This is a genomic window from Halosimplex yunnanense, assembly GCF_054504345.1.
In genome coordinates this window covers 59,459-85,389 of sequence record NZ_JBTJEL010000037.1, presented here as the reverse complement: position 1 = coordinate 85,389, position 25,931 = coordinate 59,459, and the positions used below count along the sequence as shown (strand labels likewise).

Annotated in this window: 26 protein-coding genes; 14 read left to right on the top strand and 12 right to left on the bottom strand. The window is 69.8% G+C overall.

The features are described 5' to 3' along the window. Window positions 1–16: 16 nt before the first annotated feature. On the bottom strand, window positions 17–703 hold the full coding sequence (locus tag AB2U09_RS19255) for a helix-turn-helix domain-containing protein (RefSeq protein ID WP_459194367.1): 687 nt from the start codon (window positions 701–703) through the stop codon (window positions 17–19). A gap of 87 nt (window positions 704–790) precedes the next feature. Here AB2U09_RS19255 and AB2U09_RS19250 point away from each other — a divergent pair, with 87 nt between their 5' ends. The 3 genes from AB2U09_RS19250 (at window position 791) to AB2U09_RS19240 (ending at window position 4,600) form a co-directional block, all read left to right on the top strand. Continuing rightward, window positions 791–1,897, top strand: a complete 1,107-nt coding sequence (locus AB2U09_RS19250; protein ID WP_459194366.1) for an ABC transporter ATP-binding protein — start codon at window positions 791–793, stop codon at window positions 1,895–1,897. Next, window positions 1,894–2,754, top strand: a complete 861-nt coding sequence (locus AB2U09_RS19245; protein ID WP_459194365.1) for an ABC transporter permease — start codon at window positions 1,894–1,896, stop codon at window positions 2,752–2,754. The genes AB2U09_RS19250 and AB2U09_RS19245 overlap by 4 nt, the downstream gene beginning before the upstream one ends. A gap of 256 nt (window positions 2,755–3,010) precedes the next feature. Beyond that, on the top strand, window positions 3,011–4,600 hold the full coding sequence (locus tag AB2U09_RS19240) for an RICIN domain-containing protein (RefSeq protein ID WP_459194364.1): 1,590 nt from the start codon (window positions 3,011–3,013) through the stop codon (window positions 4,598–4,600). A gap of 91 nt (window positions 4,601–4,691) precedes the next feature. Here the strand turns inward: AB2U09_RS19240 and AB2U09_RS19235 are convergent, their stop codons facing one another. Further along, a complete protein-coding gene (locus AB2U09_RS19235) occupies window positions 4,692–5,375 on the bottom strand; it encodes a helix-turn-helix domain-containing protein (protein WP_459194363.1) in 684 nt (227 codons plus the stop codon). Window positions 5,376–5,452: 77 nt separating this feature from the next. Between AB2U09_RS19235 and AB2U09_RS19230 the strand changes: the two genes are divergently transcribed. The 7 genes from AB2U09_RS19230 (at window position 5,453) to AB2U09_RS19200 (ending at window position 13,032) form a co-directional block, all read left to right on the top strand. Further along, window positions 5,453–6,196, top strand: a complete 744-nt coding sequence (locus AB2U09_RS19230; RefSeq protein WP_459194362.1) for a cupin domain-containing protein — start codon at window positions 5,453–5,455, stop codon at window positions 6,194–6,196. Between the two features lie 164 nt (window positions 6,197–6,360). Next, window positions 6,361–8,487 carry a S9 family peptidase gene (locus AB2U09_RS19225; RefSeq protein ID WP_459194361.1) on the top strand — a complete coding sequence of 709 codons (2,127 nt, stop codon included), beginning with the start codon at window positions 6,361–6,363 and terminating at the stop codon, window positions 8,485–8,487. A 234-nt stretch (window positions 8,488–8,721) separates the two neighbouring features. Next, on the top strand, window positions 8,722–9,018 hold the full coding sequence (locus AB2U09_RS19220) for a hypothetical protein (protein WP_459194360.1): 297 nt from the start codon (window positions 8,722–8,724) through the stop codon (window positions 9,016–9,018). Window positions 9,019–9,163: 145 nt separating this feature from the next. Then, window positions 9,164–9,454, top strand: a complete 291-nt coding sequence (locus AB2U09_RS19215; protein ID WP_459194359.1) for a hypothetical protein — start codon at window positions 9,164–9,166, stop codon at window positions 9,452–9,454. A 149-nt stretch (window positions 9,455–9,603) separates the two neighbouring features. Then, window positions 9,604–11,055: a phosphomethylpyrimidine synthase ThiC gene (gene thiC, locus AB2U09_RS19210; RefSeq protein ID WP_459194358.1), complete on the top strand. Its 1,452-nt coding sequence runs from the start codon at window positions 9,604–9,606 to the stop codon at window positions 11,053–11,055. A gap of 119 nt (window positions 11,056–11,174) precedes the next feature. Next, window positions 11,175–12,185, top strand: coding sequence for a TIGR04024 family LLM class F420-dependent oxidoreductase (locus tag AB2U09_RS19205; protein ID WP_459194357.1), 1,011 nt, complete (start codon window positions 11,175–11,177; stop codon window positions 12,183–12,185). Window positions 12,186–12,381: 196 nt separating this feature from the next. Then, window positions 12,382–13,032, top strand: coding sequence for a hypothetical protein (locus AB2U09_RS19200; RefSeq protein WP_459194356.1), 651 nt, complete (start codon window positions 12,382–12,384; stop codon window positions 13,030–13,032). Between the two features lie 9 nt (window positions 13,033–13,041). Here AB2U09_RS19200 and AB2U09_RS19195 read toward each other — a convergent pair whose 3' ends face one another. The 6 genes from AB2U09_RS19195 to AB2U09_RS19170 form a co-directional block, all read right to left on the bottom strand. Further along, entirely contained in the window at window positions 13,042–14,427 is a 1,386-nt protein-coding gene (locus AB2U09_RS19195) for an FAD-binding oxidoreductase (RefSeq protein ID WP_459194355.1), read from the bottom strand. Window positions 14,428–14,523: 96 nt separating this feature from the next. Beyond that, complete coding sequence (locus AB2U09_RS19190; RefSeq protein ID WP_459194354.1) at window positions 14,524–14,751, bottom strand: hypothetical protein; 228 nt, start codon at window positions 14,749–14,751, stop codon at window positions 14,524–14,526. Window positions 14,752–14,873: 122 nt separating this feature from the next. Beyond that, window positions 14,874–15,059, bottom strand: coding sequence for a hypothetical protein (locus AB2U09_RS19185; protein WP_459194353.1), 186 nt, complete (start codon window positions 15,057–15,059; stop codon window positions 14,874–14,876). A gap of 124 nt (window positions 15,060–15,183) precedes the next feature. Next, window positions 15,184–15,966 (bottom strand): 6-hydroxymethylpterin diphosphokinase MptE-like protein, encoded by a 783-nt coding sequence (locus tag AB2U09_RS19180; protein ID WP_459194352.1) that lies wholly within the window; start codon window positions 15,964–15,966, stop codon window positions 15,184–15,186. A gap of 126 nt (window positions 15,967–16,092) precedes the next feature. Next, on the bottom strand, window positions 16,093–17,295 hold the full coding sequence (gene folP, locus AB2U09_RS19175) for a dihydropteroate synthase (protein WP_459194351.1): 1,203 nt from the start codon (window positions 17,293–17,295) through the stop codon (window positions 16,093–16,095). A gap of 100 nt (window positions 17,296–17,395) precedes the next feature. Next, window positions 17,396–17,701 (bottom strand): DUF7577 domain-containing protein, encoded by a 306-nt coding sequence (locus AB2U09_RS19170; protein WP_459194350.1) that lies wholly within the window; start codon window positions 17,699–17,701, stop codon window positions 17,396–17,398. A 108-nt stretch (window positions 17,702–17,809) separates the two neighbouring features. Here AB2U09_RS19170 and AB2U09_RS19165 point away from each other — a divergent pair, with 108 nt between their 5' ends. Together AB2U09_RS19165 and AB2U09_RS19160 are read left to right on the top strand one after the other, a co-directional pair. Further along, window positions 17,810–18,337: a DUF8114 family protein gene (locus tag AB2U09_RS19165; protein WP_459194349.1), complete on the top strand. Its 528-nt coding sequence runs from the start codon at window positions 17,810–17,812 to the stop codon at window positions 18,335–18,337. Next, window positions 18,337–19,164 carry an RNA methyltransferase gene (locus AB2U09_RS19160; protein WP_459194348.1) on the top strand — a complete coding sequence of 276 codons (828 nt, stop codon included), beginning with the start codon at window positions 18,337–18,339 and terminating at the stop codon, window positions 19,162–19,164. Before AB2U09_RS19165 ends, AB2U09_RS19160 begins: the two co-directional genes overlap by 1 nt. A gap of 66 nt (window positions 19,165–19,230) precedes the next feature. Here AB2U09_RS19160 and AB2U09_RS19155 read toward each other — a convergent pair whose 3' ends face one another. From AB2U09_RS19155 to gatE, 3 genes are read right to left on the bottom strand one after another with little or no spacing between them, the layout of a single operon-like run. Continuing rightward, entirely contained in the window at window positions 19,231–19,728 is a 498-nt protein-coding gene (locus tag AB2U09_RS19155) for a hypothetical protein (RefSeq protein ID WP_459194347.1), read from the bottom strand. Then, window positions 19,725–20,720, bottom strand: a complete 996-nt coding sequence (locus AB2U09_RS19150; protein WP_459194346.1) for a hypothetical protein — start codon at window positions 20,718–20,720, stop codon at window positions 19,725–19,727. Before AB2U09_RS19150 ends, AB2U09_RS19155 begins: the two co-directional genes overlap by 4 nt. Window positions 20,721–20,724: 4 nt before the next feature. Beyond that, the gene (gene gatE, locus AB2U09_RS19145) at window positions 20,725–22,602 is read right to left on the bottom strand and encodes a Glu-tRNA(Gln) amidotransferase subunit GatE (protein WP_459194345.1); all 1,878 of its coding nucleotides are present in this window, start codon (window positions 22,600–22,602) and stop codon (window positions 20,725–20,727) included. A gap of 160 nt (window positions 22,603–22,762) precedes the next feature. On the opposite strand from gatE, the gene AB2U09_RS19140 reads away from it, so the two are divergent. After that, the gene (locus AB2U09_RS19140; RefSeq protein ID WP_459194344.1) at window positions 22,763–23,584 is read left to right on the top strand and encodes a hypothetical protein; all 822 of its coding nucleotides are present in this window, start codon (window positions 22,763–22,765) and stop codon (window positions 23,582–23,584) included. A 24-nt stretch (window positions 23,585–23,608) separates the two neighbouring features. Here the strand turns inward: AB2U09_RS19140 and AB2U09_RS19135 are convergent, their stop codons facing one another. Next, window positions 23,609–25,018, bottom strand: a complete 1,410-nt coding sequence (locus AB2U09_RS19135; protein WP_459194343.1) for a class II fumarate hydratase — start codon at window positions 25,016–25,018, stop codon at window positions 23,609–23,611. Between the two features lie 125 nt (window positions 25,019–25,143). Here AB2U09_RS19135 and AB2U09_RS19130 point away from each other — a divergent pair, with 125 nt between their 5' ends. Beyond that, a complete protein-coding gene (locus AB2U09_RS19130; RefSeq protein WP_459194342.1) occupies window positions 25,144–25,893 on the top strand; it encodes a LolA-like protein in 750 nt (249 codons plus the stop codon). The last annotated feature ends 38 nt before the right edge of the window (window positions 25,894–25,931 follow it).

Sequence of the window (25,931 nt, the reverse complement as noted above, 5' to 3'; positions counted from 1 at the left end):
CCAGCGCTCCCACGGGCTACTCCAACTGTCCGGCGTCGTCGAGCGCGGCGTCGACGAGTTTCGCCTCCGCCTTCCGGAGGTGGTCGCCGGCGGTCTGGGCGGCACAGCCGAGCGCCGCCGCGACGTCCTCGTGGGTCGCCCGTCTGGGCTGGTCGTAGTAGCCGAGTTCGTGGGCGACGTCGAGGGCCTCGCGCTGGCGGTCGCTCAGCGATTGCGTCGGCTGCTCCGCGTCGGCGGGCGTCGACGTGATCCCGTCGATCCGGACGCTGATGTCGTCCCCCTGCCGTTCGAACGCCCGCTGGAGCGGCGCGGGGTCGCCGACGATGCGAGCGTGGATCTCCCCGTCGCGGAAGACGACCGGCGTGCGGACGACGAGGCCACCGGATTCGAGCGCGCTGGCGAGACAGCTGAAGATAGGGACCGCCGACCGCTGGACGTGGACGAGTACCTGCGTGTCGTCCTCGCTGGACCGCCCGGCGGGGCCGTCCGCCACCTCGACGCGGTCGACGCCCGTGAACTCGGCCGTGCCGTCGGCGAGGGGGGACGGGTCGCCGTCGATCTCGAACAGGATCATCGCGTCCTCGGTCGTCAGGTTCCAGTCGAGGACGCGCGCCCGGTCGATGCCGTCGGCGTTCGCCAGCCGGTCGAACAGCGCCGGCGCTCGCTCGTGGTCGAGGCGGGCCGTGAGGCGAACGTGTTTCACGGCCCGACAGGTACGGCGACGGGTAATAAAACCCGGTTCTATCCCGCCCGGAACGCCCTCCGGGTCGCCGCGACTCCCCACGAGTAGATGTCACAGCGACAGTCGCATGCGACGGAGCACCGACCGCCGGAGACGGCCGAGACGGGTCGCCCTCCCTCGGTCGCGGTCGATGGCCTCGAACTCACCTACGCCGACGGGACGCAGGCGGTCGAGGACGTTACCCTCTCGATCCCGAGCGGGGAGTTTTTCGGGTTCCTCGGCCCGAACGGCGCGGGGAAGACGACGACGATCAAGGTACTCGCGACGCTGCTCGCGCCGACGGACGGGAGCGTCCGGATCAACGGGCACGACGTGACCGCCGAGCGGACCGCGGTCAGGGCCTCCGTCGGCTACATGGCCCAGGAGACCAGCGTCGACCCGGAACTGAGCGCCCGGGAGAACCTCGCGTTCGCCTGCGACGCCTACGGCGTCCCGCGGGGCGACCGGACCGAACGCATCGACGAGCTGCTCGACCTCGTCGACCTGGCCGACGTGGCCGACGCGCCGGCGGACACCTTCTCCGGCGGGATGCAGAAACGCCTCGACGCGGCGACCGCGCTGGTCCACGACCCCGAACTCGTCTTCCTCGACGAACCGACGACCGGGCTGGACCCCAAGGCGCGCAACCGCCTGTGGGAGTACTTCCGGGAGATAAACGACCGCGGGACGACGGTGTTTCTCACCACGCAGTACCTCGAAGAGGCCGACCGGCTCTGCGATCGGCTGGCCGTCATCCGCGACGGCCGCATCGTCGAGGAGGGGTCGCCCGACGCTCTCAAGCGCCGCGTCGGCGGGGAAGTCCTCGAACTCGCGGTCGACGGCGGATCGGGCGCAGTCGACACGGCCGCCGCGACTCTCCGGGAGACGCCCGTGCTCGAATCCGGTGCGACCGTCGAGACGACCGACGACGGCGTCCGGGTCACCACGCGGGACGCCGGCGATCTGGGCCCCGACCTCCTCCTCGCGCTCCGCGACGCCGGGGTGACCGTCAGCGGCTTCGCGGTCGAGGAGCCGACGCTCGACGATGTCTTCCTGGCCATCGCAGACGAGTCGGTCGCGGGACTCGACGCGACCGGGGAGCGGGCGGCGGCCGACGGCGGGGAGCCGGCCGATCACCGGTCCCGTTCAGCCGAACCGTCGGAGAGCGACCGATGAGCTCGCCCGACGCCGCGGCGACGAGGGTAGAGACCGGCAATACGTTCCTCGGGGACGTGCGGGTCAACGCAGAGCGCTGGACGCGGAAGGCGATTCACAACCCGACCGCGTTCGTGCTGGAAATCGTCGTCGCGACCTTCTCGCTCGTGCTGTTCTCTGCGGTCTTCGGCGACGTGGGGGCGGTCGCGCTCGAACGCGCCGGCTTCGCCGACGTGGACTACGTCACCTACCTCCTGCCCGCGGTCCTCCTGCAGGCGACGATGGGCTCGGCGTTCACGTCCGGGATGGGGCTGGTCGGCGATCTTGAGAGCGGCATGTTCGAGAAGACCGTCGTCACGCCGATGTCGTGGACGGCGGTGTTCGCGGGCAAGGCGGCCTCCGAACTGGCGCGCATCGTCCTCCAGTTGCTCGCAGTCGTCGGGCTCGCGTACGCGATGGGCGCGCGGATCGAGACCGGCGTCGTCGGACTGGTCGGTATCCTCGCGGTGTGCGCGCTGGTCGGCCTGTTGTTCATGGCCGTCTCGAACGTCGTCGGGTTGCTGGCGCGGGACGACGAGGTGGTCAACGCCGCCTCCCTGCTGTTCATGTTTCCGCTGCTGTTCCTCTCGCCGGCGTTCGTCCCCCTCTCCTCTGACGTCGAGTTCGTCGCGACGTTCAATCCCGTCACCTACGGCGTCGACGCGGTCCGGGCGCTGGTCCTCGACCGCGACGTGCTGACGGTGCTCTCGGTGGACCAGTTCGGCGGCCTGGCCGACACGCTCGTTCCCGCGATCGCCGTGCTGGTCGGTCTGAACCTGCTCGTCGGTGCACTCGCAGTGCGGCTCCTCGCCCGGGCGAGCAGCGCCGAGGCGGCCTGAACGGACGCGCTCCGAGACGCACACTGGCCGGCGGGATCGGACGAGGCTGCGCGCTTCCGTATGCCCCCTTCGACCGCGTGCGCGCTTCTCTCGGTCTCTCCCCGGAGCACCGGAGCGACTCCCTATTCGTGTGTACAACGGAGTTCCGCGTTGCTCACCGTCGTTGCGGGATGAATAGTCTCCCGTTCTGTATTTCTCCTGCATACTATACAATCAACATTATTTATTTATAGTATTGTCCGGAATCAGTTTCCGCATGACAGATAACACCATGCAAGGGACGTGCGGTGATGGGCAACGAGCGGTGTCGCGGCGATCCGTGCTCCGGGCAGCGGGGATCGGCGTCGGAGGATTGGCACTCGGCGGACTCAGCGGGACGGCCGCGGCGGCGCCGTCTCGACTCCACACGGAGGGCAAGTGGATTCGGGACGCCGACGGCAACGACGTCAAGCTCCGGGGCATCGCGATGGCGGATCCCGGGTTCTACGAGCGGTCGCACCCGAAGTCGTCGATGGAGGTGGCCCAGTGGGCGACCGACGCCGAGAGAGGCTGGCACCCGAACCTGCTGCGGATCCCCTGCACACAGGACTCGATCTCCCACTACGGGGTCGACAGCTACCTCCAGAACTACGTCCGGCCGATAGTCGACCTCTGCGCCGACCGCGGGATCTACGCGCTGGTCGACCTCCATCTGGTGCGACCGTACACGGAGCAGGCGACCGACGAGTCGAGTACGAGCTACGACAAGTATCCCGACGAGGTGGTGCGGAACTTCTGGAACGCCGCCGCGCCGGAGTTCGCCGACGACTCGCACGTCCTCTTCGAGCTGTACAACGAGCCGACCGAGCCGGCCTACTGGGACGACGACCAGCAGGCCTGGAGCACCTGGAAGGGCGTCGCCCAGCCGTGGGTCGACCGGGTCCGCGAACTCGCGCCGGAGACGCCGATCGTCATCGGCTCGCCGCGGTGGACCTCCGTGCCCGACGCGGCGCCCGACGACCCCTTCAGCGGGAACGACCTCATCTACTCGGGCCACATCTACCCGTCGAACGGCCAGCCGTCGGACTTCGACGGCACCTACGGCGCGCCCGCCAGCGAAGTCCCGATCTTCATCACCGAGTTCGGCTGGGACCCCGAGGGCAACGCCGACGTCGACCAGGGGACCACCTCCGGGTGGGGCGAGCCCTTCCGGAACTGGGTTGAAGGCTACGAGAACATGGGCTGGGCGGCCTGGTGTTTCGACGACTCCTGGGCGCCGACCTTTTTCAGTTCGCCGAACGCCGGCGCCGACGAGCCCTGGACGCTCAAGGACGGCGACGAACAGGCCGGCGGCTACATCAAGACGTGGCTCGACGAGACCGTCAACGGCAGCGGCGGCGACGGAGGCGACGGGAGCGACGGCGGCACGTCCGGCGGCCTCGCCGACGGCACCTACCAGGTCACCAACGTCAACAGCGGGCACGCGATGGACGTCTCGGGCGGTGACACCAGCGACGGCGGGGACGTGATCCAGTGGCCCTACGGGGGCGCGCAGAACCAGCAGTGGAACGTCTCACAGAACGGCGACGGGTCCTACACGTTCGAAGCGGTCCACAGCGGCAAGGTCCTGGAAGTCGCCAACGCCGGAACCAGCGCCGGTGACAACGTCCAGCAGTGGACCGACAGCGGCGGCGACCACCAGCGGTTCGAACTGATCGACCAGGGCAACGGCGAGTACCGCATCCAGCCCGTCCACAGCGGGATGGCCGTCGGGGTCGCCGGCGCCTCCACGTCCGACGGCGCGAACGTCGAACAGCAGTCCTGGAGCGACGGCGCCCACCAGCGCTGGACGTTCACGTCGGTCTGAGACCGGGTGGCCGCCCAGCACGCCGACCGGCGCTCGAAGTCCCAACCCCATCGCCGACGTGTGGGACACGGAGTAGCGGCCCGCTCCGGACTCAGACACCGGACCCGAACTCGTCCATCGCGGCGTCGACGAGTTTCGCCTCCGCGCGCTGGAGGTGTCGACTGGCCGTCGACGGCGCGCAGTCCAGTTCGGCGGCCACGTCCTCGTGGGTCGCGTCCCGGGGCGTCTCGTAGTAACCCAGTTCGTGCGCGGCGGCCAACGCGGCACGCTGGCGGTCGCTCAGCCGGGACGCCGGGTGGTCGAGCGCGCCGCGGAACGTCCCGACCGCCTCGACCCGTACGTCCATCGCGTCGGGCGCCCGATCGAGCGCCGTCTGGACGACGTCCGCGTCGCCCACGACCCGGAAGCGCATGTCGCCGTCGCGGTAGACGATCGGTTTGCGGACGACGAGTCCAGTCCGCGTCCGCGCCCGCCTGACGGCCTCGAAGAGCGGCGTCTCGTGCGGTCGGACCGCCGCGAGCGCGTACGTCCAGCGTCCGTTCACCGCCGAGAGCGTGACGGACTCGACCGCATCGGTTTCGGGTGCAGCGGCGGCGAACGGCTCGGCGTCGCCGCGGACGGCGAATAGCACCGTCTCCGCCTCGGCGGGCGTCGTGTTCCACTCCAGCACCTGCGTCTCCGCGACGCCGGGCGCGCTAGCCAGCATCGTATAGAACGCCGGCGCGCGCTCGCCGTCGACCGCTGCAGTGATACGGAGCTGTTTCACGACCGACATCTATCACGGTTACATAATAAATCCCCGTCGTATACTGTACTAAACGCCCACCCGGCCGGCGGGCGACGGTCGACGTGATGACCGACCCGACGCGGGCGGCGCCCGTCCTAACCACCGGGCGACCGCTCGACGACCGCGACGACCCCAAACCGGGACCGGCGCTGGAACTCGACCGCGACGGCCCGAGCGCGCGCCTCCTCCGCGAGTCACCGCACGCCCTCGTCTCGAGTCCGGGGGCCGACACGTGGGCGACTCTGCTCGAACGTCCCACGGACGGAGCGACCGGCCGGTGCGGGCCGGCGGTCGATCACGACCGGCCAGTCCTCGCCCAGTGGCTCGGTCCCGACGCACCCGAGCCGCCAGCGCACGTCCACCCGACGACGGAGACGTTCGAGGCTGTCGAGGGGACGTTGACCGTCGAAGTCGACGGGCGGACCCGCCGACTCTCGGCCGGCGAGTCCGCAACCGTCGACGCCGGCGTCGAGCACACCTTCCGGAACGCCACTGACGGGACCGTCGCGTTCCGGGCCGAAATGCCGTCGATGCGGACGGTCGCCTCGCTCTACACGGTGTGGGCGCTCGACCATGAGGGCGCGTTCGGCGGCGACGGCGAGTACGGTCAGCCGGGACTCCTGCACGCGCTCCCCGTCAGCGAAGACGTGTATCCCGACACGGAGACCACGATCGCACCCGTCACCGTCCAGCGGGCGCTCTGGGCGACCGTCGGTCGGCTGGCGCGCTCGGTGGGGTACACGGGCATCGACGAGGCGTACCTCGCCGACGCGTTCTGGGAGCGCCGGGTCGAACAGCCGCCCCGCTGACGCGCACGCCGCTCTCAACTGCTGTCCGATCCGACTGCCTCGCCGCCTGTGCGCTGGCGCTATTCCCTGGAGCCGTCTCGTCCGTCGGGCACCTGACAGCCCCACTCTGCGACCGCTCCCCACACCAGCCGAACCGCTAAGTGACGGCGAGCCGACGGGCGCGCATGGACGAACTACCTGCCGACGCGGTTTACGACCGGACGCGACCGACCCAGGTGGCGGTCTCGCCGGACGGCGACCGCGTCGCGTTCGCCGCGAGCGAGGCCGACCCCGACGAAGACGAAACCCACCAATCGATCTTCGTCGCACCCGTAAACGGCAGCCGCGACCCGCACCGATTGACCCGTGCTTCGGGCGCCTGGAACGTGGAGTGGTCGCCGGACGGGTCGAAGCTCGGCGTCGTGATGGTCCGCGACGACGACCTGTCCCTGCGAGTTGGACGGGACGACGAGGACGAAGACACGCAAGCCGACGACGGCGACGCGGACGAGGAAACCGACACAGAGGACGGATCGAACGGTGCGAACGGCGACGAGCCGAAGCCGCAGGTCTGGGTGTACGACCTCGAACTCGGGGGCGACGCGCGGCAGGTGACCGACCGCGAGGAGGGCGTACAGGACTTCGACTGGGGTCCGGACGGCGAGCGAGTCGTCGTCTCGGCGCGAGACCCGACCGACGAGGAACGGGAGTACCTCGACCAGCGCCGCGACGAGGGCCCCATCGAGACCGAGCGCCTCCAGCACAAGTACGACGGCAAGGGATGGCTCGACACCGTGACGACGTACCTGTTCGTCGTCGACGTGGAACGTCGCGAGGAGCGGCGGATCGACGACGCCACCGCCGGCGGTATCGGCGGCGAGGGGACCGGCATGCAACCGGCCTGGCATCCCGAGGAGGACCGGATCGCCTTCGTGAGCTACGACGGCGAGGACGGCGACGACACCTACGTGCAGGACGTGTTCGTCGCGGACGTCGGGACCGGCGACGTCGAACGGATCACGGACGGCGAGTACCGCGCGTCGGGCCCGGTCTGGAGTCCCAACGGCGACCGGCTGGCGTTCGCCGGACGGGCGCCGGACAACCTCTACGTTCCGTTCGACGTGTTCGTCGCCGACGCCGAATCCTGGGCGTACGACGCTGTCACGGACGACCTCGACCGAACCATCGGCTGGTTCGGGATGCCGACCTGGCTGGACGACGACCGGCTGCTGGCGACCATCGGTGACGGCGGCTGGACCCGCTTCGCCGAGATCGACGCCGCAGGCGGGACCGAGCGCGTCTTCGACACCCAGCCCCGCGACGAGACCGTCCGGCAGTTCGACGTCGACGGCGGATCCGTCGCGTTCGTTCGTAGCGACCCCGCGGAGGGGATGGACGTCTACGCGATGGACACGGCGGAACTCGATACAGATACTCAGAGCATCGAGGACGCCGACCCCCGACGGCGGATCACCGAACTCAATCCCGACCTGATCGCCGACTACGACCACCCCGAGACCGCCCGGCTCACCTTCGAGAGCGACGACGGGACGGAGGTCGAGGGGATCGTCTACTACCCGCCCGGGTTCGACCCGGACGACCCGGACCCGCGGCCGACGTTGCTGTGGATCCACGGCGGGCCGATGGCCTACGACCAGCCGCAGTTCGCGCTGTTCACGACGTTCTGGACGACGCGCGGCTACCTCGTCTACAACGTCAACTACCGCGGGTCGACCTCCTACGGCCGGGGGTTCTGCGAGGCGCTCAAAGGCGCGTGGAACACCCTCGAAGTCGAAGACCTGCTGGCGGGGACGGACGACCTCGTCGAACGCGGGTGGGCCGACCCCGACCGGCTGTTCGTCGGCGGGTTCTCACAGGGCGGGGTCAACACCGCCTACGTCCTGACGCGGACGGACCGCTTCCGCGCGGGGCTTGCCGAACACGGCGTCTACGACATGCGTTCGTCGTTCGGTACCGACGACTCCCACAAGTGGTTCGAACACGACTTCGGCCTCCCGTGGGAGAACCCCGAGGCCTACGAGGCCGCCTCGTCGATCACCGACGTGGCGGCGATCGACACGCCGCTACTGCTGACCGCCGGCGAGAACGACTGGCGCTGTCCGCCTACCCAGTCCGAACAGCTCTACCGCTCGCTCAGGAAGCGCGGCGTCGAGTCGAAACTCGTCGTCTACCCCGGCGAGCACCACAACGTCGGCAACCCCGACCGCGCGGTCCATCGGCTGGAGACGCTGGAGGAGTGGGTCGCCCGCTTCGACCCCGAGCGGGAGCGTGACGACTCTGAATCCGCCTGACCGCCGCATCGAAGTTCCCGACTGCCGTGTTCCCGACCGATTACCCGAGCGCGTACGCGAGGATGTAGACGACCGAGGAACCGATCATCAGGAAGACGAGGATCAGCGACAGGATCTGCTGCCGATCCAGGCCCGTGACGTTCATGCGCGGAAGTTACCGCGAGGACTGATAGGGTTTTCGCGCCGACCGCGCGCCGTGAAAAGGTTAATGACCGGACAGTTCGAACTGTGAGTATGGGAAGTCGACTGCCCGTCGGCGACCGAACCGTGTCCGTTAGCGGCACGCTCCTCGGACTCGGACTGCTGCTGGTCGGGGTCGGCATGGCCGCCGGTGCAGGGTTCGAACTGCTGCTCGCCTCCGGCCGACCACTCGCCGGACCCGTGATCGACCTCTGGCGCGTCCCCCTCGGTGTCGGACTCGCCGTCGCCGGATTCGCCGTCTTCCGGTCGGTCGCTGGCCGGGGCGGCGCCGACTCCTCCGAGGAGAACGGCCACTCCGAGGCCGGCACCATGTACGTCTGGGAGTTCTAGTCGACCCGGTCCCATCCGATTCTCGCACGCAACTACCGCCGATCCTCCAGCAACGTCCTCGTGTACCCCCGGCCACGCCACCCGGATCGTCGGGACCCACCGGTCGCGAAGAAAGAACAATGTAGTTACAGATCGTAGTACCGATATGGCGCCTCGACTGCCGTCGAACGACTGGCACGTCTCGGCCGCGGGAACGCTGACCGCGATGGCGCTGGTGCTGGTCGGCGGTTTCCTGCTCCTCGAGTTCGGTCTCGCACTCGCCAGCGGCTATGGTGGACTCGGGACGCAGTATCCGCTGCAGGGTGCGGCCGGGGTCGTCCTCGCCGTTGTCGGCGGGCTCGTCTACGAGTTCGTCGCCCGCCGAGACGTCTCGCCGCGGGCCGAGGACGAGGAGAGCTACTCCGATCCGGCCAGTACGCTCCTCTGGGGCTGGTGACGCTCCCGGTCTCCGAGTCCAACGAGCGTACTTCGACCCGACGGAACCCTCGGTCGGTTCTCTCCGTTTCGTTCCCGAGTAGCGGTGGCTTCGTCACTACGACCGCTCGACCAGCAACGTTTATCACTTGGTAGTATAACCTAGTAGTTATGCCGACGCAACTGCAGCGCGCACGAGCGGGGGAAGTGACGGCCGCGATGGAGCGAGTGGCCGAGCGCGAAAACCGGGATCCCGAGTTCGTCCGCGAGCAGGTCGCGGAGGGACAGGCAGTCATCCCGTCGAACCACGGCCACGAGTCGCTGGACCCGATGATCATCGGCCGGGAGTTCGGCACGAAGGTCAACGCCAACATCGGCGCGAGCGAGACGACCAGCGACCTCGAAGACGAACTGGAGAAGCTCCACACCGCCGTCCACTACGGCGCGGACACGGTGATGGACCTCTCGACGGGCGGCGACCTCGACCGGATCCGCGAGGCGAACGTCGAGTACTCGCCGGTCCCGGTCGGGACCGTCCCCATCTACGAGGCGGTCACGCAGGTCGACGACGTGGCCGAGTTGACCCACGAACTCCTGCTCGACGTCATCGAGAAGCAGGCCGAGCAGGGCGTCGACTACATGACCATCCACGCCGGCGTCCGGATGGAACACCTGCCGCTCACTGACGGCCGGAAGACCGGCATCGTCTCCCGCGGCGGCTCCATCCTCGCGCAGTGGATCGAAGAGAACGGGATGGAGAACCCGCTCTACACGAAGTTCGAGGAGATCTGCGAGATATTCGCCGAGCACGACGTGACCTTCAGCCTCGGCGACGGCCTGCGGCCGGGGTCGATCGCGGACGCCAGCGACGAGGCGCAGTTCGCCGAACTCGACACGCTCGGAGAACTAACCCGCACCGCGTGGGACCACGGCGTGCAGGTGATGGTCGAGGGACCGGGCCACGTCCCGATGGACCAGGTCGCCGACAACGTCGAGCGCCAGCAGGAGGTCTGCGACGGCGCGCCGTTCTACGTCCTCGGTCCGCTGGTGACCGACGTGGCGCCGGGCTACGACCACATCACCAGCGCCATCGGCGCGACCGAGGCCGCCCGCGCCGGCGCCGCGATGCTCTGTTACGTCACGCCGAAGGAACACCTCGGCCTCCCCGACGCCGAGGACGTGCGCGAGGGACTCGCCGCATACCGCATCGCCGCCCACGCCGCCGACGTGGCGAACGGCCGCGAGGGCGCCCGCGACTGGGACGACGCCCTCTCGGAGGCGCGCTACGAGTTCGACTGGCGCCGGCAGTTCGAACTCGCGCTCGACCCCGAGCGCGCCCGCGAGTACCACGACCAGACGCTCCCCGGCGACAACTACAAGGAGGCCCGCTTCTGTTCGATGTGCGGCGTCGACTTCTGCTCGATGCGCATCGACCAGGACGCCCGCGACGCCGACGGCGAGGGCCAGATGGAAGCCATCGACGACGAGACGGACGTCGAATCCTCGCCCGCCGCCGAAGTCAACCGCCCGCCCGTCGGCGAACACGACGCCGCCGACGTGCCAGACCTCCCCGAGTTCGTCGAGTATCCCCACCCGGACCACGAGGAACCCGCCGACGACTGACGAGCGACGCCGGATTCAAACTCGGCGTCGGTTGTCCGGCGTGCTACGGGGATTTTTCCGCCCGCACGCCCGAGTGACGGTATGCCCCGAAGTACCACGATCGAGGGGGTGCGTCGACGGTGACCGCCGCGCCCACCCGCGACGTCTTCCTCCCGGTCGCCGCACAGCCCTCGGTCGAATCCCTCGTCGAGTACGCCCAGACCGCCGAGGAACTGGGCTACGAGCGCGCGTGGCTCCCCGAGACGTGGGGCCGCGACGCCGTGACGGTGCTGACCGCCGTCGCCGAGCGCACCTCCGAGATCGGGATCGGCACCTCCATCGCCAACGTCTACTCCCGCTCGCCCGCTCTGATCGGTCAGACCGCCGCGACGCTCCAGGAAGTCTCCGACGGACGTCTGCGCGTCGGTCTCGGGCCGAGCGGCCCCGCCGTCGTCGAGGGGTGGCACGGAGCCGATTACGACCGGCCGCTACGCCGCACCCGCGAGACCATCGAGATCGTGCGTCTCGTGCTCTCCGGCGAGCGCGTGGAGTACGACGGCGAGATATTCCAGCTCTCGGGACTACGTTTACGCTGTGATCCACCGGATACGCCGCCGGGGATCGACGCCGCCGGCATGGGACCGAAATCCGTCGAACTCGCGGGCCGCTTCGCCGACGGCTGGCACGCGCTCATGCTGACAAAAGACGGGCTCCGCGACCGGATCGAGGACCTGCAGCGCGGTGCAGAACTTGGCGACCGGGGGCTCGACGACCTGCGCGTGACGCTCTCGCTGCCCTGTATCGCGCTGGACGACCGCGAGCGTGCACGGGGACTGGCGCGGAACCACCTCGCGTTCTACGTCGGCGCGATGGGCACGTTCTACCGCGAGGCGCTCGAACGGCAGGGCTACGAGGACGAGGCCGTCGAGATCGCAAGCGAGTGGGCGAACCGGAACCACGACGCCGCAGAGGCCGCCATCACCGACGAGTTGCTCGACGATCTGGGCATCGCCGGCACGCCCGAGGAGTGTCGCGAGCGCTACGACGACTGGGAAGGCATCGACGGCGTCGACGCGGTGTCAGTGTCGTTCCCGCGCGGCGCCGAACCGGCGGAGATCACCGAGACGATGCGCGCGCTGGCGCCGGAGTGACGCAAGCGGCTTTTTGTCGTGTTCGCTCCGGGATCCGAACTCACACGGGCCGAACAGTTCCGATCCGCAAGCCGCTCGACCCGGCAGATCCGCCGCCCCCCGTGTATCCGGAGATCGAACGCTGTCCTCGCCATCTTCTCCCGGAACCGTCCGAACCGAAATCGCGGAAAACGAGGCCTGTGATGGTCTAGCCGTGATGACCGACACTGTCTCTCGAACGCGGGACGGCGAGAGCGGGGCGTTGCCGCCGCTCGTCCGTCGCATCGCGCGGGTCGGGACCGCCGGGTTCGTTCTGGCGAACCTGCTCGTGGGGGTGGCCTTTCTCACGGACCCGGTCCCCGTCCCGTACTACCCGTGGCTGTCCCTCCCGGTTGCGCCGCTGCCCGACCAGCCGACGCTGGGCCACTACCCGGCCAGCTACACGCTCGGGCTCTGGCTCTGGGAGGTCACGTTCCCCCTGTCGATCGTGTGGGCGGTCGACAGGGCCGGCGCGGCGACCGAGCGGGGCCGCCGCACGGCGTTCGTCGGCGTCCCCGCGATCGTCGCGCTTGCGTTCCACGCCTACTGTGCGCTCGTGTTCCCGCAGCCGACGCCCACGCCGTGGGAGCCCGCAGTCACGGCGGTCTGTTACGTCTACTGCCAGACCTACGCGCCGCTGTGGAGCGCGGTCACGGTCGGGACCGTCCTGCTGGGCCTCGGCGGCTGGCTCGCGCCCCGGGACTCGCCGCTCGGCCGCGCGAGCACCGCTGCCTTCGGCCTGCTGGCCTTCCCGCTGGGGATCCCAGCGCTGTACGAGGCCGCGACGGCCGGTGCCGGCGGCAACGCGACCGACGCCGTCAACGCATGAGCGGGCCGGTTACTCCACGTCCTCGGGGAAGATTTTTCCCGGGTTCAGGATGCCCTCGGGGTCGAGTGCGTCCTTGATCGACCGCATCGCGGCCACCGTCTCGGCGCCGTGCTCGCGCTCCATGAACTGGCGTTTCCCGAGGCCGACCCCGTGCTCGCCGGTCGCGGTCCCGCCGAGGTCGATGGCCGCCTCGACGATTCGCTCGTAGGCCTCCTCCCCTCGTTCGACCATCGCCTCGTCGTCGGGGTCGACGAGGATCTCGTAGTGGAGATTGCCGTCGCCGGCGTGGCCATAGCAGGCCATCGGCAGGTCGTGTTCCTCGGCCACTTCGCGGGCTTCGCGGACGATCGTCGGGAACTTGCTGATGGGGACGGTCACGTCCCCGGGGTGTAGCGGGCGCAGGTTCGGGCGGTACTCGTCCAGCGCGTAGGCCATCTCGCGGCGCAGCTCCCACAGCTGGGCCATCTCCTCGTCGGCGGCCATCTCGAAGGAGAGGGGGTCGTAGTCGGCGAACACCGACCGGCAGAAGTCGATCTCCTCGTCGATCCCGTGGTCGGCGTGGAACTCGACGAAGACCATCGGGGCGTCGGGCAGGTCGGTCCCGACGTACTCGTTGGCGACCTCGGCCGCGAACGAGCCCATCAGTTCGATCTTCGCCACGTCGACGCCCGACTGGACGGCGTCGGCGATGGCGCTCGCCGCGTCCTCGAAGGTCTCGAAGACGACCCGGCCACCCCGGATCTGCCGCGGCCGACCGGCGAGTTTCAGCGTCGCCCGGGTGATCACCGCCAGCGTCCCCTCGCTGCCGACGAGCAGGTCCTTGAGGTTGTAGCCGGCCGAACTCTTGACGGCCTTGCTCCCGGCGGTGACGACGGTGCCGTCGGCGAGGACGGCGTCCAGTTCGAGCACCCAGTCACCGACGACGCCGTACTTGACGGCCTGCATCCCGCTGGCGTCTGTCGCGATCATCCCGCCCACCGTCGAGATGTCTCCCGAGGAGGGCAGCGGCGGGAATGTCAGCCCGTGATCGGCGGCGGCCTCGTCGACCACGCTCCCGAGGACGCCCGGCTGGACGTCGATCTGGAGGTCCTCGGGTCGAACGGCGAGAATCTCGTCCATCCGGGTCGTATCGAGGCTTATTCCCTCGTGGGCAGGAACGGCGTTTCCCTCCAGTCCGGTCCCGGCGGCGTAGGGTGTGACGGGAATGCCTCGCTCGTGGGCGCCGGCGAGGACCGCCGACACCTCTTCGGTGCTCGTCGGCCAGACGACGGCGTCGGGGCGGACCTCGTCCTCCGGGTGGGTGCCCCAGTCGCCGGCGTGCTCGTCGCGGGCGTAGTCGTCGACGGAGACCCGATCCGGGTCGACGGCGTCGGTCAGAAAGGCGTACTCGGTCATTGCCCGAGTGACCGGCCCCGTCGCATTTAGCTCCGTCGCCGGAGAAGCCGCCACGGCGCCGCAGTTGATTCTACGGCTGCCGACGGCGGGCGGCGGTCACTGGTTCACCGACTGTCGCCCGGCGGTCCGGTGGGCCAGCGAGTGGCCGATGAGCGCGAGGCCGACGGCCGCGAACACGATCGCAGCCCAGCCGTCGAATCCGGCCGGCCACTCGCCCGTGATTCCGTGCCGCACGACGGATACCAGCGCGGCCGCGATGAGCAGCGCGCCGAAGTTCCACGCCGACCAGAACTGCTCGTCTCTGCGGTCGTCCGATGCAGCCATCGGAAATCACCGCGATAGTTGGCCGTCGGTGGGCAAAACCGGACCGCCAAAAGAGTTAGAGGGGGTTGTGTTGCCACCACGGATCGCCTGCGCGGTCCCGGTCAGGTGTGACTCGCTCGCTGTCACTCCCCGGTCAGCGGCACGAACTCGTCGTTGCCGCACTGACAGCGGTCGGTCCCGAGAGGGACGACGTCGCCGTCGGCCCCCGGCTGCAGCGAGTACACCTGTCCGCAGGCGGTGCACTCCCCGACTAACGCCACCTCGTCGCTGGACTCGCTCCCGTCGTCCGTCTCCGGCGCTTCGTTCACCACATTGACAGCACGAAAGCCGGCCCTAAATCCGCACCTGCGTCGTCCGTGCGGCGTACTTGCCAGATTGTCAGCTGTCTGTCCCGACCGGCAGCGACCGATGCGGCCGGCGGATCGACCGCGTTCACACCGGGAGCGACGACTCGTCGATCCCGGCGCGCCGGCCGTCGAGCACGTCGAAGCGCTCGTCGCGGCGGATCTCCAGCCAGCGCAGCAGCCGTTCGGCCCACTCCAGCTTCCGGCGCTTGATCGATCCCACGTCCGGGTCGTCGAAGTCCCAGCCGGGAAAGACAAGCCCGGCGGCGCCGCAGTGGTCGGCGAGGAACGCCGCGCGGTCCCCGTCGGTGAACCCGCCGGTGTTGTGAACCGGTCCCGCCGGCGCCGCCTGCGTCGTCGGGAGTACCGATTCGACGGCGAGCCGGGGAACCCGCTCGCGGAGGGCGGGCCTGTTGTCTCCGTGCGCGTGGACGGCGACCGGGATCCCCTCCTGGGTCAGTTCGCGGGCCACGTCGCTTTTCTCGTCGAGGTCGGTCACCATGCAGTCCACCGCGAGGCCGGCGTCGCGGAGCCACGCGGCGGCGTCCGACGCAGCCACGACGCTGTCGGCGGCGCGAACACGGTCCAGTTCGCCGTCGAGAGACGGTCCCGCGCCGACGACGGCGACGGTCTCCCCGGCGAAGTCGAGGGCGGCTGGCGAGAGTGGTCGGCCCTTCGAGCGGGGCGCGTCTGACGTGGCCGCGCCTGCGTCTGACGCGCCCGCACCTCCGTCCGCCCCCGAATCGCTACCCTGATCGTCGCCGCCGACGAGGTCTGCGAGCAGATCCCGGGCCAGTTCGTCGTCGGCGCGGTCGAACCCCATATCGGCCAGTATCGCCCCGTAGACGTGTTTCCAGTCGTGGAATTCCATGGCTGTAGCTACGCGGTGTGAGTCACAATAAACCGGATTAGCCGAAGTGGCACGGACAAGGTACCCCTACCCAGGTGCCCTTTCGGCCTTCACAACCCCGTTTTGGCGCATCCGGTATAAGCTTTCTCACCTCTTTTCGGTCCCGCCGCCCGGCAGCGTCCCCGCGAGCGGACGTGGCACGTCGGTTCTGTCCGCCAGCGACGCCAGCGCAGCCTCCGTTCCGCATAAAAATCCCTCGTCGCCGCCTTCGTTGGTCAAGAACCGACAGCCGGCCGCGCTCGCCGCCGTCCGCAGGCGATCCCGCGTCGACTCGTCCAGCCCGCCGACGGCGTACACCCGGCTCACGGCCGTCGCCGGATCCGCGTCGACGACGCCGGCGCGTTCGAAGTGGCGCGCCGCCTCGCGGGGGGTCGTCACGTCCAGTTCCTCGACGGTGAGGTCAGCGTTCGTGGGGTCGCTCCGGTCGTGTTCGCGGGCGAACTCGTCGCCGACCAGCGCGGCGTCGCGAGTCTCGGCGACGTCGTGGGTCCGGATCACGTGGGCGCCGCGCTCGACGGCCATCGACGTGGCCGCGAGGCTCACGGGGAGCGCGCCCTCGGTCGAGCGGTCGGCGATCGACCGCAGGAAGTTCTTCCGGTTGATCGAGACGAGCATCGGCCGGTCGAGCCCCCGGAACTCCCGCAGGCGGCGGAACGTCTCGCGGTCGTCTTCCAGCGTCTGCTCCTCGGCCCACCCGCCGAACGCCGGATCGACGATGGTCTTGTCCGTGAGGCCGTTCTGTTTCAGCGCCTCGTACACCTGGTCGACGTAGTCGGCCCCCTCGGCCCACTCTCGAGACTTCCGCTCGGCCCACGGCGTCGCGCGGACGGCGCCGGGTTTCGTCAGGTCGGGCGGGCTGGCCATCTTCGCGACGGCCACGTCGTACTCGCGGCAGACCTCCGGCATCTCCGGGTCGGCGAAGCCGGCGATGTCGTTGACCATGTCGAACCCGCGGTCCAGGGCCGCCTCGGCGACCTCGGCGTAGCGAGTCTCGATGCTCCAGACCGCATCGCCCGAGGTCGAGTGCAGCGTCTCGATGGCGGTGTCGAGCCGGTCGAGTTCCTGCTCGGCCGAGAGCACGTCGAAGCGCTTGTTGGCCGACTCCAGACCCACGTCGACGATGTCCGCGCCCTCGCCGATCAGATCGTCGTCGACGTACGCCGCGGCCTCGTCGGGGTCGTCGAAGACGCTCGGGTCGTAGGGCGACTCCTCGCTGACGTTGAGGACGCCCATGATCCGCGGGGGGTAGTCGTCGCCGATCCCCAGCCCCGCGGCGGTGACGTTCTGCATGCGCGCCCCTGCGGACTACGCGTGCAAAAGCGGTGCGATGCATCTGCCCGCGTCCCGAACGACCGTGATAGTGGGTCCGCGCAGACGTCGATCCGAAAGATCACTCCTTCAGGAACGCGTTCGGCGGTCCGCCGCTGCGGTCGTAGCCCGACTCGGGGAGTTTCGACGAGCAGTTTTTGCAGACGCTGTACTCCGGATCGTTGCTAGTCCCGCAGTTCGTGCAGTACCCCGGGTACCGCGACGGCGCGGTGTAGAGCAGGCTGGAGTAGTGCGCCGGCAGCACCTCCTCGTGGCGCGGAGAGTGCGCCACGGCCCGCCCGAGCGCGAACACGGCGACCCACGTGATCAGCCCGACCGCGACCGCCGCGACGACCAGCAGCGTCAGGGCGATCAGGAGACTGGCCATGAGTGGTACTTTGTGACGCACTACCGTAAATCGTCGGACGAGGCCGTGCGGGTCCCGGGCCGGCGCTAACTCGGGCGCTTTTTGTCGGCCGACCGTCTACCCGCCGGCATGGGCAAGGTATCGATCGGTCTCCGCGGCTGGCGGTTCGACGAAGACGCGGTGTTCGACGCCGACGGCCAGGTCCGGCCGATCGGGAACATGGACGCCGAAACCCGCGAGCGGATCGTCCGCCTCTCGGCGATGATGGGCGAACCCTGCGACTGCTGCTATCTGATCCACGGTGAGGAAGACATCCAGCAGTGTAACCCCGCGCAGGCCATCTACGGGGAACCCCTCGGCGAGGTGCTCCTGTGCGACGAGCACGAGGCCGACTTCGTCTACTGGTTCCAGGAGGAGGGCGGCAAGCGCCTCGCCGGCGAGCGCGAACTGCAGGGTGAGTTCCACGAGTGGTTCGCCGACGGCGGCCGCTCGCCCGAGGGGTTCGAACTCGAACACGTCGAGGAGGACCCCGACGGCGTCCCCGAGGCCCCCGACCCCCAGGAAGAGATCCCCGGCCTCGAAGAGGAGATCGAGGAGATGAACGACGAGGAACTCGAGGCGCTGGACCTCGACCTGACCGACCTGGACTTCGACTGATGACCGACGGCGACGCGCCCCCGAACGGCGGCGGTGACGACGGCGGTGACGGCGCCGCCCCCTCGATCACCGTCGCCGTCGTCGACGCCGAGACGCCGGGCAACGTCGGCACCATCGCCCGGTCGATGAAGAACTTCGGCCTCTCGGATCTGCTGCTGGTCGACCCGCCGGAACTCGACCCCGAGGGCGAGGCCTACGGCTTCGCCGGGCAGGCCCGCGAGGACGTCCTCCCCGACGCCCGCGAGGTCTCCTTCGAGTACCTCGTCGAGAACTTCCACACGGTCGGCACCACCGCCGTCACCAACGAGGACGAGCGCAGCCACACGCGCTATCCGTTCCGGACGCCCGCCGACCTCGCGGACAGTTTGCGGGGCGTCGAGACGGACACCTGCATCGTCTTCGGCCGGGAGCGCGTCGGCCTCACGAACGACGAACTGGCCCGGCTCGACGAGATCTGTTCGATCCCCGCGGCCGCCGACTACCCCGTCCTCAACCTCGGACAGGCGGCGACCATCGTCCTCTACGAACTCCGCGATCTGACCGTCCCGGAGACCCAGCACCCCGACACCCGCCACCAGCGCGCCGAGGAGCGCGCGGTCGAGGGACTGCACGATCAGTTCGGCGACTTCCTGGCGTCTATCGACCACCCCGAGGAGAAACGGCCGAAAACCCGCCGGCTCTGGCGGCGCCTCGTCGGCCGCGCACACCCGACCGGTCGCGAGGCGGCGACGCTTCGCGGCGTCTTCCGCCGGGCGGCACAGAAGATCGAACGCGCCGAGCGCGGGTCCGACGACCGCGAAGCGCAGACGGAAGCAGACGAAGAGTAAACCTCGCCGGGCGGTTCTTTCTCGACGGCTACTCAGAGCGGTCCGTGTTCTCGGTCGAGCGTCCACCTACTCGGACTCTCGCCCGCCGTCGCTTCGCGCAGTCGCGGCGTCGTCTGCCGGTCGACCGTCGTCGACTGGCCGGCCGTCGGACCCGCGCTCGACGACGACACCGTGTCGCGTCGTCGATACCAGGTCGGCGAGCAGGTGGGCGTACAGCGACGCGCCGACCAGGCCCGCGAGATACGGCCGCCAGAGCCACAGCGCGGGCACCGCGATCCCGCCGATGACGACGTGGCTGAGGAGTCGGTTCAGCGCGCCGACGGTCCCCTCCTCGAAGATTTCGTCCTGTGCGAAGAAGACGATCCGTGGGTCGCGCAGACAGCGGCGGACCGGGCCGAGGTCGCCCGCGTTGTACCACGCGAGCAGGAAGTGGTCGAAGTCGATGCCGACGCCGACGACGACAGCGACGGCGACGACCGCCCACACCGGGATCGGCGGGTTCGTGACGACGACGGCGGCGATACCGACGACCAGCGAGATGACGGCGTGGGCGCCCGACTTCATCGCGGCGCTCCGGAGTCCTCGACCGCGGCGCCAGCCTCGCGGTCGGTCGCCGGGACCGTCCGCTGGATGATCGACAGCCCGGCGGCGCCCGCGAGGAAGGTCCCGGTCGCGAGCAGTTGCGTCCACGAATCGGGCGCCGGCCACAGGCCCATCCCGGCGGCCTCGACGGCGCCCATCGGCGTCGCCGTCGCGCCGACGAGTACGACGCCCAGCCCCGCGCTGAGGACGCCGACGGCGATACCGAGGACGACGAGCACCAGCCAGACGGCGACGGTCCCGCCCACGGCCGTCCGGACGTCAGCGCCGCGGACGGCGAGCGCGAGGAACCCGACGGCGAGGACGCCGTAGTCGACGGCCCCGCCGAGCGCGCCGACCGCGGACTCGGCGACGGCCAGCCAGAAGTACGGGACGCCCAGCACCAGCCGCGAGAGGAGTTCGATCCCGAGCCAGAGGCCGGCGACGGCGCCGACCACCGTCGCGACGCGGGCGATGGCGCGCAGGCCGGCCTCGGGGAGTCGCCGACCCGGCGCGAGCGGAAGACCGCGGGTGTGCCCGTCGTCGAGCGCGTCGCGGAGGACCGCGCCGCCCGCCGCGGTGGCTGCGAACAGCCCGGCGGCGAACAGCCCCTCCTGGACGGCCCCCGCGATACCGTTGACGAGGACCGGCGTCGACACCGCCGCGGGCTCGGCGACCAGCCTGACGAGCGGCGACGCCTCGATGGCGACCCCGCCGACGAACACCGCGAGCGCGAGACGACGGACGGTCGAGCGGGTGATCGAGTTCGCCCCCTCTCCGGTGGCGACCCGCTCGCCGAGGCTCAACAGCGCGACCACGGCGAGCCAGTCGGTCGCGACCCGGAGGCCGAGGCCGTGGACGAGCGTCACGACGCTCCGGAGCGGGCGCGGCGGCACCGACGCCAGCGCCACCGTCGCCGCCACGAGCAGGAGCGTCGCCGCGAGCACGCTCGCGCCGCGTCGCCGAGTCGCCCGCATGTCGTTACCCCGCTCGCTCCTGTATCTCCTCGCGGAGGACGCTACTCACCGTATCGCCGTCGGCCTTCCCGCGGAGTTCGCCCATGCACTCGCCCATCAGGCCGGAGAACGCGCCCATGCCCTCGGTCTCGACCTGCTCGGCGTTGCGCTCGACGACCGTCACGACCGCCTCTCGGACTTCGTCCTCGCCGACGCCGCCCAGATCCTGCTCCTCGACCGCTTGCTCGGCGGTCAGGTCGGGGTCCGCGGCAAGCGCCCGCAGCAGGTCGTCGAGCCCTTCCTGCGGGACGTCGCCGTCGTCGACCAGTGCGAGCGCGTCCGCGAGGTGTTCGTCGGAGAGGTGCTCGACGGCCACGTCGTCGCGGCGCAGTTCCGTCAGCGTCGACTCGAACGTGGTGGCCGCCAGCGTCGGGTCGACCCCCGCGCCGACGACCTCCTCGAACAGCGGCATGTACTCGCCGTAGGCGACCTGCTCGGCCAGCCCCGAGTCGAGGTCGTACTCGGACTGGTAGCGCTCGACCTTCTCGGTGAGCAGTTCCGGCTGCTCGACCTCGGTCGGATCGGGTTCCACCGGCGGCACGTCCGTCTCGGGGTACATCCGCGCCGCGCCGGGCAGCGGCCGCAGGTAGCGGGTCGTCCCGTCCTCGTTGGCGCCGCGGGTCTCCTCGGGCACCTCCGAGAGCGCCGCTTCGGCGCGGTCGACGACGGCGTCGATAGCCAGCTCGGTCGTCTCGGGGTCGTCGGCGACGAGCGCGACCGCGTCCTCGGGACCGGCGTCGACGGCGTCGCGCAGGGCCTCGACCTCCTCCTCGGTGACGCCGTAGGCCGGCAGTTCGTCGGTGTGGAAGATGCCGCCGGCGCCGTGGCGCTTGGCGTGATCGGAGAGTTCCGTCCCGAGGCGGCGGTCGGGCTGGATCTCCCGACCGACGAGGCCGTCGAAGCCCTCCAGTCGGACGGCCATGACGTTCCCGCCGCTGGACAGGGCGCCGCCGATGACGCCCGAGTCGGTGTCCTCGAAGACCGCGGTCACGTCCTGCGGGTCGCCGACCGCGGCGCCCCGCGCGTCGAGTTCGTCGGCGATGTCGAGCAGTTCGACCTGCCGGCGGACCTCGTTGCGGACGATGTCGTCGATGTCGTCGAGGCTCTGGACGCCCTTGATCTCGACGCGGGCGCCCTCGGCGATGGAGACGTTGACGTCCTGGCGGATGGTTCCGAGGCCGCGCTTTACCTGCCCGGTCGAGCGCAGGAGCATGCCGATGCGCTCGGCGGCGTCGCGGGCCTGCTCCGGCGAGCGGATGTCCGGCTTCGTCCCGATCTCGACCAGCGGGATGCCGAGTCGGTCCAGCGAGTAGCGCACCCCGGCGTCGGTCTCCGCGACGCGCTGGGCGGACTCCTCTTCGAGCATCAGGTCCTCGATCCGGACCGTGCCCTCGTCGGTCTCGATGGCGCCGTCCCCGGCGACGCGCATCGTCCGCTGGAAGCCCGTGGTGTTCGACCCGTCGACGACGATCTTCCGCATGACGTGGACCTGGTCGGCGACGGTCGCGTCGAGCAACTGGGCGATCTCCATCGTCACGTCCATCGCCTCGCGGTCGACGCGGTGGGGCGGCTCGTCGTCCTCCTCGACCAGACAGGTGGTGTCGTAGGCGAGGTACTCGAACTCCCGGTCGACCATGCTCTCCTCGAGCGCGGCCTCGTCGATCTCCCCGAGTTCGCTCTTGGTCGGGTGGAGGTAGCGCGTGAACGTCCGCTGGGCGTCCTCCGGCTCCCTGAGTTCCGTCGGACACGGGCAGAACAGTTTGGATGCCGTGTCCAGCTGCTGGTGGATCTCCAGCCCTGCCACCAGCCCCAGGTCCTCGTAGTCGTAGTCGGCGTCGCTCATTGGTGAGTCCTGCGAGGCCGTCGGGCAAAAAACACACCCTTCGGTCGCCGCGAGCGGCGGTCGCCGTTCCAAACGGTCCTCACGCCGGTCCCGGGATCCGGCGGCCGCTTCCGTCCGGTCGATGCGACGGTTTTTGCCGGCCGCGATCGTAGCGCGACTGATGCAGTGGCGACTCCTCGTCGCGCTCGCGGTCGTGGTCACCACCGCCGGCTGCGGCTCGCTGTTCGGCGCCAACGGGCAGTCGTCCGGTCCCGCGACGGACACGCTGACGCCCGCGCCGGTCCCGGAGGTCACGCCGACGCCCGAGCGGTGGCCGGTTGCGCCGGGCCTCACGGGTAGCGGCATCGCCGACGTGGACGCGCTCGTCGCCGCCCACCGCGCGGCGACCACGAACCGCTCGTACGTCTGGCGCGAACGCCGCGGGTCGACCACCCGGCAGAACGGGTCCGTCCCGCTGTTCGACCGAACGGTGGCCCACGTCGAATCGTCGTCGGTCTACCGCGTCTGGTCCGGCGAGCAGACCATCTTACTCCGCTCGGGAACGGCGAGCGTCGCCAACTACTCGGAGTACGCCGACGGCACCGAACTGTTCGTCCACTACCGCTACGTCGGTCGGAACGACTCCGAACTGCAGCGTCGTCACGCGATCCACGCGAACGCCCACCAGCGCATCGGGCTGCGCGCCACCGACGCCATCGAGAACTACCTCGACGTCGAGTCGGCGACGGTCGCCGCGGTCAGCGTCGACGGCCGCCGCCAGTACGAGGTGGTCGGTCGCAACCGGACTACCCCAGCGGGCGACCGGAGAACCAACTACACCGTGGTCGCCGTCGTCTCGCCGGAGGGGTTCGTCCGCTCGCTCGACGCGACCTACACCACCCGGTCGGCCGGCGAACCCCGACGCGTCCGCTACGCCTTCACCTACGAGAACGTCGGCGAGACGACGGTCGACCCGCCAGCGTGGTACGACGGCGAAAACTGAGGTCTCGAAGCGGCCGAGAACGCCCTACTCGTCGCCGAGGATAACGCGTTCGGTCATCTTCGCAGGGTCGAGTACCTCGTCGGCTTCCTCCTCGCTGAGGTAGCCCTCGTCGACCACGACTTCCCTGATGGTCTTGCCCTCCGCCATCGCGCGCTTGGCGACCTTGCTGGCCTTGTCGTAGCCGATCGCGGGGTTGAGCGCCGTCGCGAGCGCCATCGACTGCTGGACGCGCTCCTCGCAGTGCTCGCGGTCCGCTTCGAGCTTCGCGACGAACTTCTCGGCGAAGGTCTCGCTACCGTTGGCGATCAGCCGCGCGGACTGCAGGAAGTTGTTCGCGAGGATGGGCTTGTAGAGGTTGAGGTCGATCTGGCCTTCCGCCGCGCCCGCGGAGACAGCGGCGTCGTTGCCGACGACCTGCTTGTGGACCTGGTTGACGGCCTCCGCCACGACCGGGTTGATCTTCCCGGGCATGATGGAGGAGCCGGGCTGGTTCTCCGGCTGATCGATCTCGCCGAGACCGTTACGCGGGCCGGAGGCGAGCAGGCGCAGGTCGTTGGCGATCTTGTTCAGGCTGCCGGCGACGGTCCGCAGGGCGCCGTGGGCCTCGGACATCGCGTCGTGGGCGGCCTGAGCTTCGAAGTGGTTGTCGGCCTCGCGGAACTCGATGCCCGTCTCCTCGCTGATGTACTCGGCGGCCGTCCCGGGGAACTCGGGGTGGGTGTTCAGGCCCGTCCCGACGGCGGTCCCGCCGAGGGCGAGTTCGCTCAGGTGGTCGCGGACGCCCTCGACGCGCTCGATGCCCTTCTCGATCTGGGTGCGGTAGCCCGAGAACTCCTGGCCGAGCGTGATGGGCGTGGCGTCCTGCAGGTGGGTGCGGCCGGTCTTGACCACGTCGTCGAACGCCTCCTCCTTCTCGCCGAGCGCGTCGGCGAGCGTCTCCAGCGCGGGGAGCACGTCGTTCTCGACGGCTTCGAGGCTGGCGACGTGCATCGCCGTCGGGATCACGTCGTTTGACGACTGACCGTAGTTGACGTGGTCGTTCGGGTGGATCTCCCGAGAGCCGATCTCGCCGCCGTAGATCTCGGTCGCGCGGTTGGCGATGACCTCGTTGGCGTTCATGTTCGAGGAGGTGCCCGAGCCCGTCTGGAACACGTCGACGGGGAACTGGTCGTCGTGCTCGCCGGCGATGACCTCGTCGGCGGCCTCGACGATGGCCTCGGCCTTGTCCGCCTCGACGAGGCCGAGGTCCTCGTTGGCCAGCGCCGCGGACTTCTTCACGACGCCGAGCGCCCGAATGAACCGCCGCCCGAACGTCTCCTCACTGATCGGGAAGTTCTCGACGGCGCGCTGGGTCTGGGCGCCCCAGTAGGCGTCCGCCGGCACCTGCATCTCCCCGAGGCTGTCCTCCTCCGTACGATAGTCGTCGTCTGACATACGCGGAGCGTCGAATCGAGAGGCGTAAAAGCCACCGAAGACGCGCCGACCCGGGAGGCCCACCCGAGGTGCCGACCGCCGCGAGGCACCCAAGACATATGCCGGCGGGCAGGAAACCGCCGGCCATGCGCCGCCCCGCCCTCCACCTCGCGGTCGCCGTCTGTCTGGTCCTCGCCGGGTGTTCGCTGCTCGGTCCGGACCACACCCGCGACGACCGCGCCGAATCCGCGCTCGCCGACGCGAGAGACGCGATGAACGAGACGGACACCTACCGCTTCGACGGCGACCTCAGCGTCGTCGCGACCGCCGACGGCCGGACCGAGCGCGTCGACGTGCGCGTGAACGGCACCGTCGACGCCACCGAGCGGCGGATACACGGGTTCAGCGAACGGGACGGGGAGGTCTTCGAGTCGTACCTGCACAACCGGACGCGGTATCAGGAGTGTGGGACCATGACCGGCCTGTGGGGCGTCGACGAGCGCGAAGCCGACGACTGGTCGACGCTGACCCCCGCCGCCCGGCAACTCGCCCTGCTCGAATCCGGCTCGCTGTCCTACAACGGCACCGAGACTCTCGACGGCGAGGAGGCGACGCTGCTCGTCGGAGAGCCGACGAGCGAGGCGCTCACGCAGTACCAAAAGCGGCGTTCGCGGTCGCTGTTCGGCGGGCCGAACGTCGAGAACGCCGAGGTACGAGTCTGGCTGGACGAGGAGACCGATCGGTTGCGGAAAACGCACTTCCAGTTCGAGGTCTCCGGGAACGGGAACACGGCGACCGCGTCGACGACGATGCGATTCACCGACTACGGCGCTGACGTCGACGTCGACGTGCCGGTGATCCCCGAGAACAAGCAGTGGCCCGAGTGTCCGGGGTAGGCCTCCGAGGACCGGCGGCCGGAGGCCTCGACCGGGCG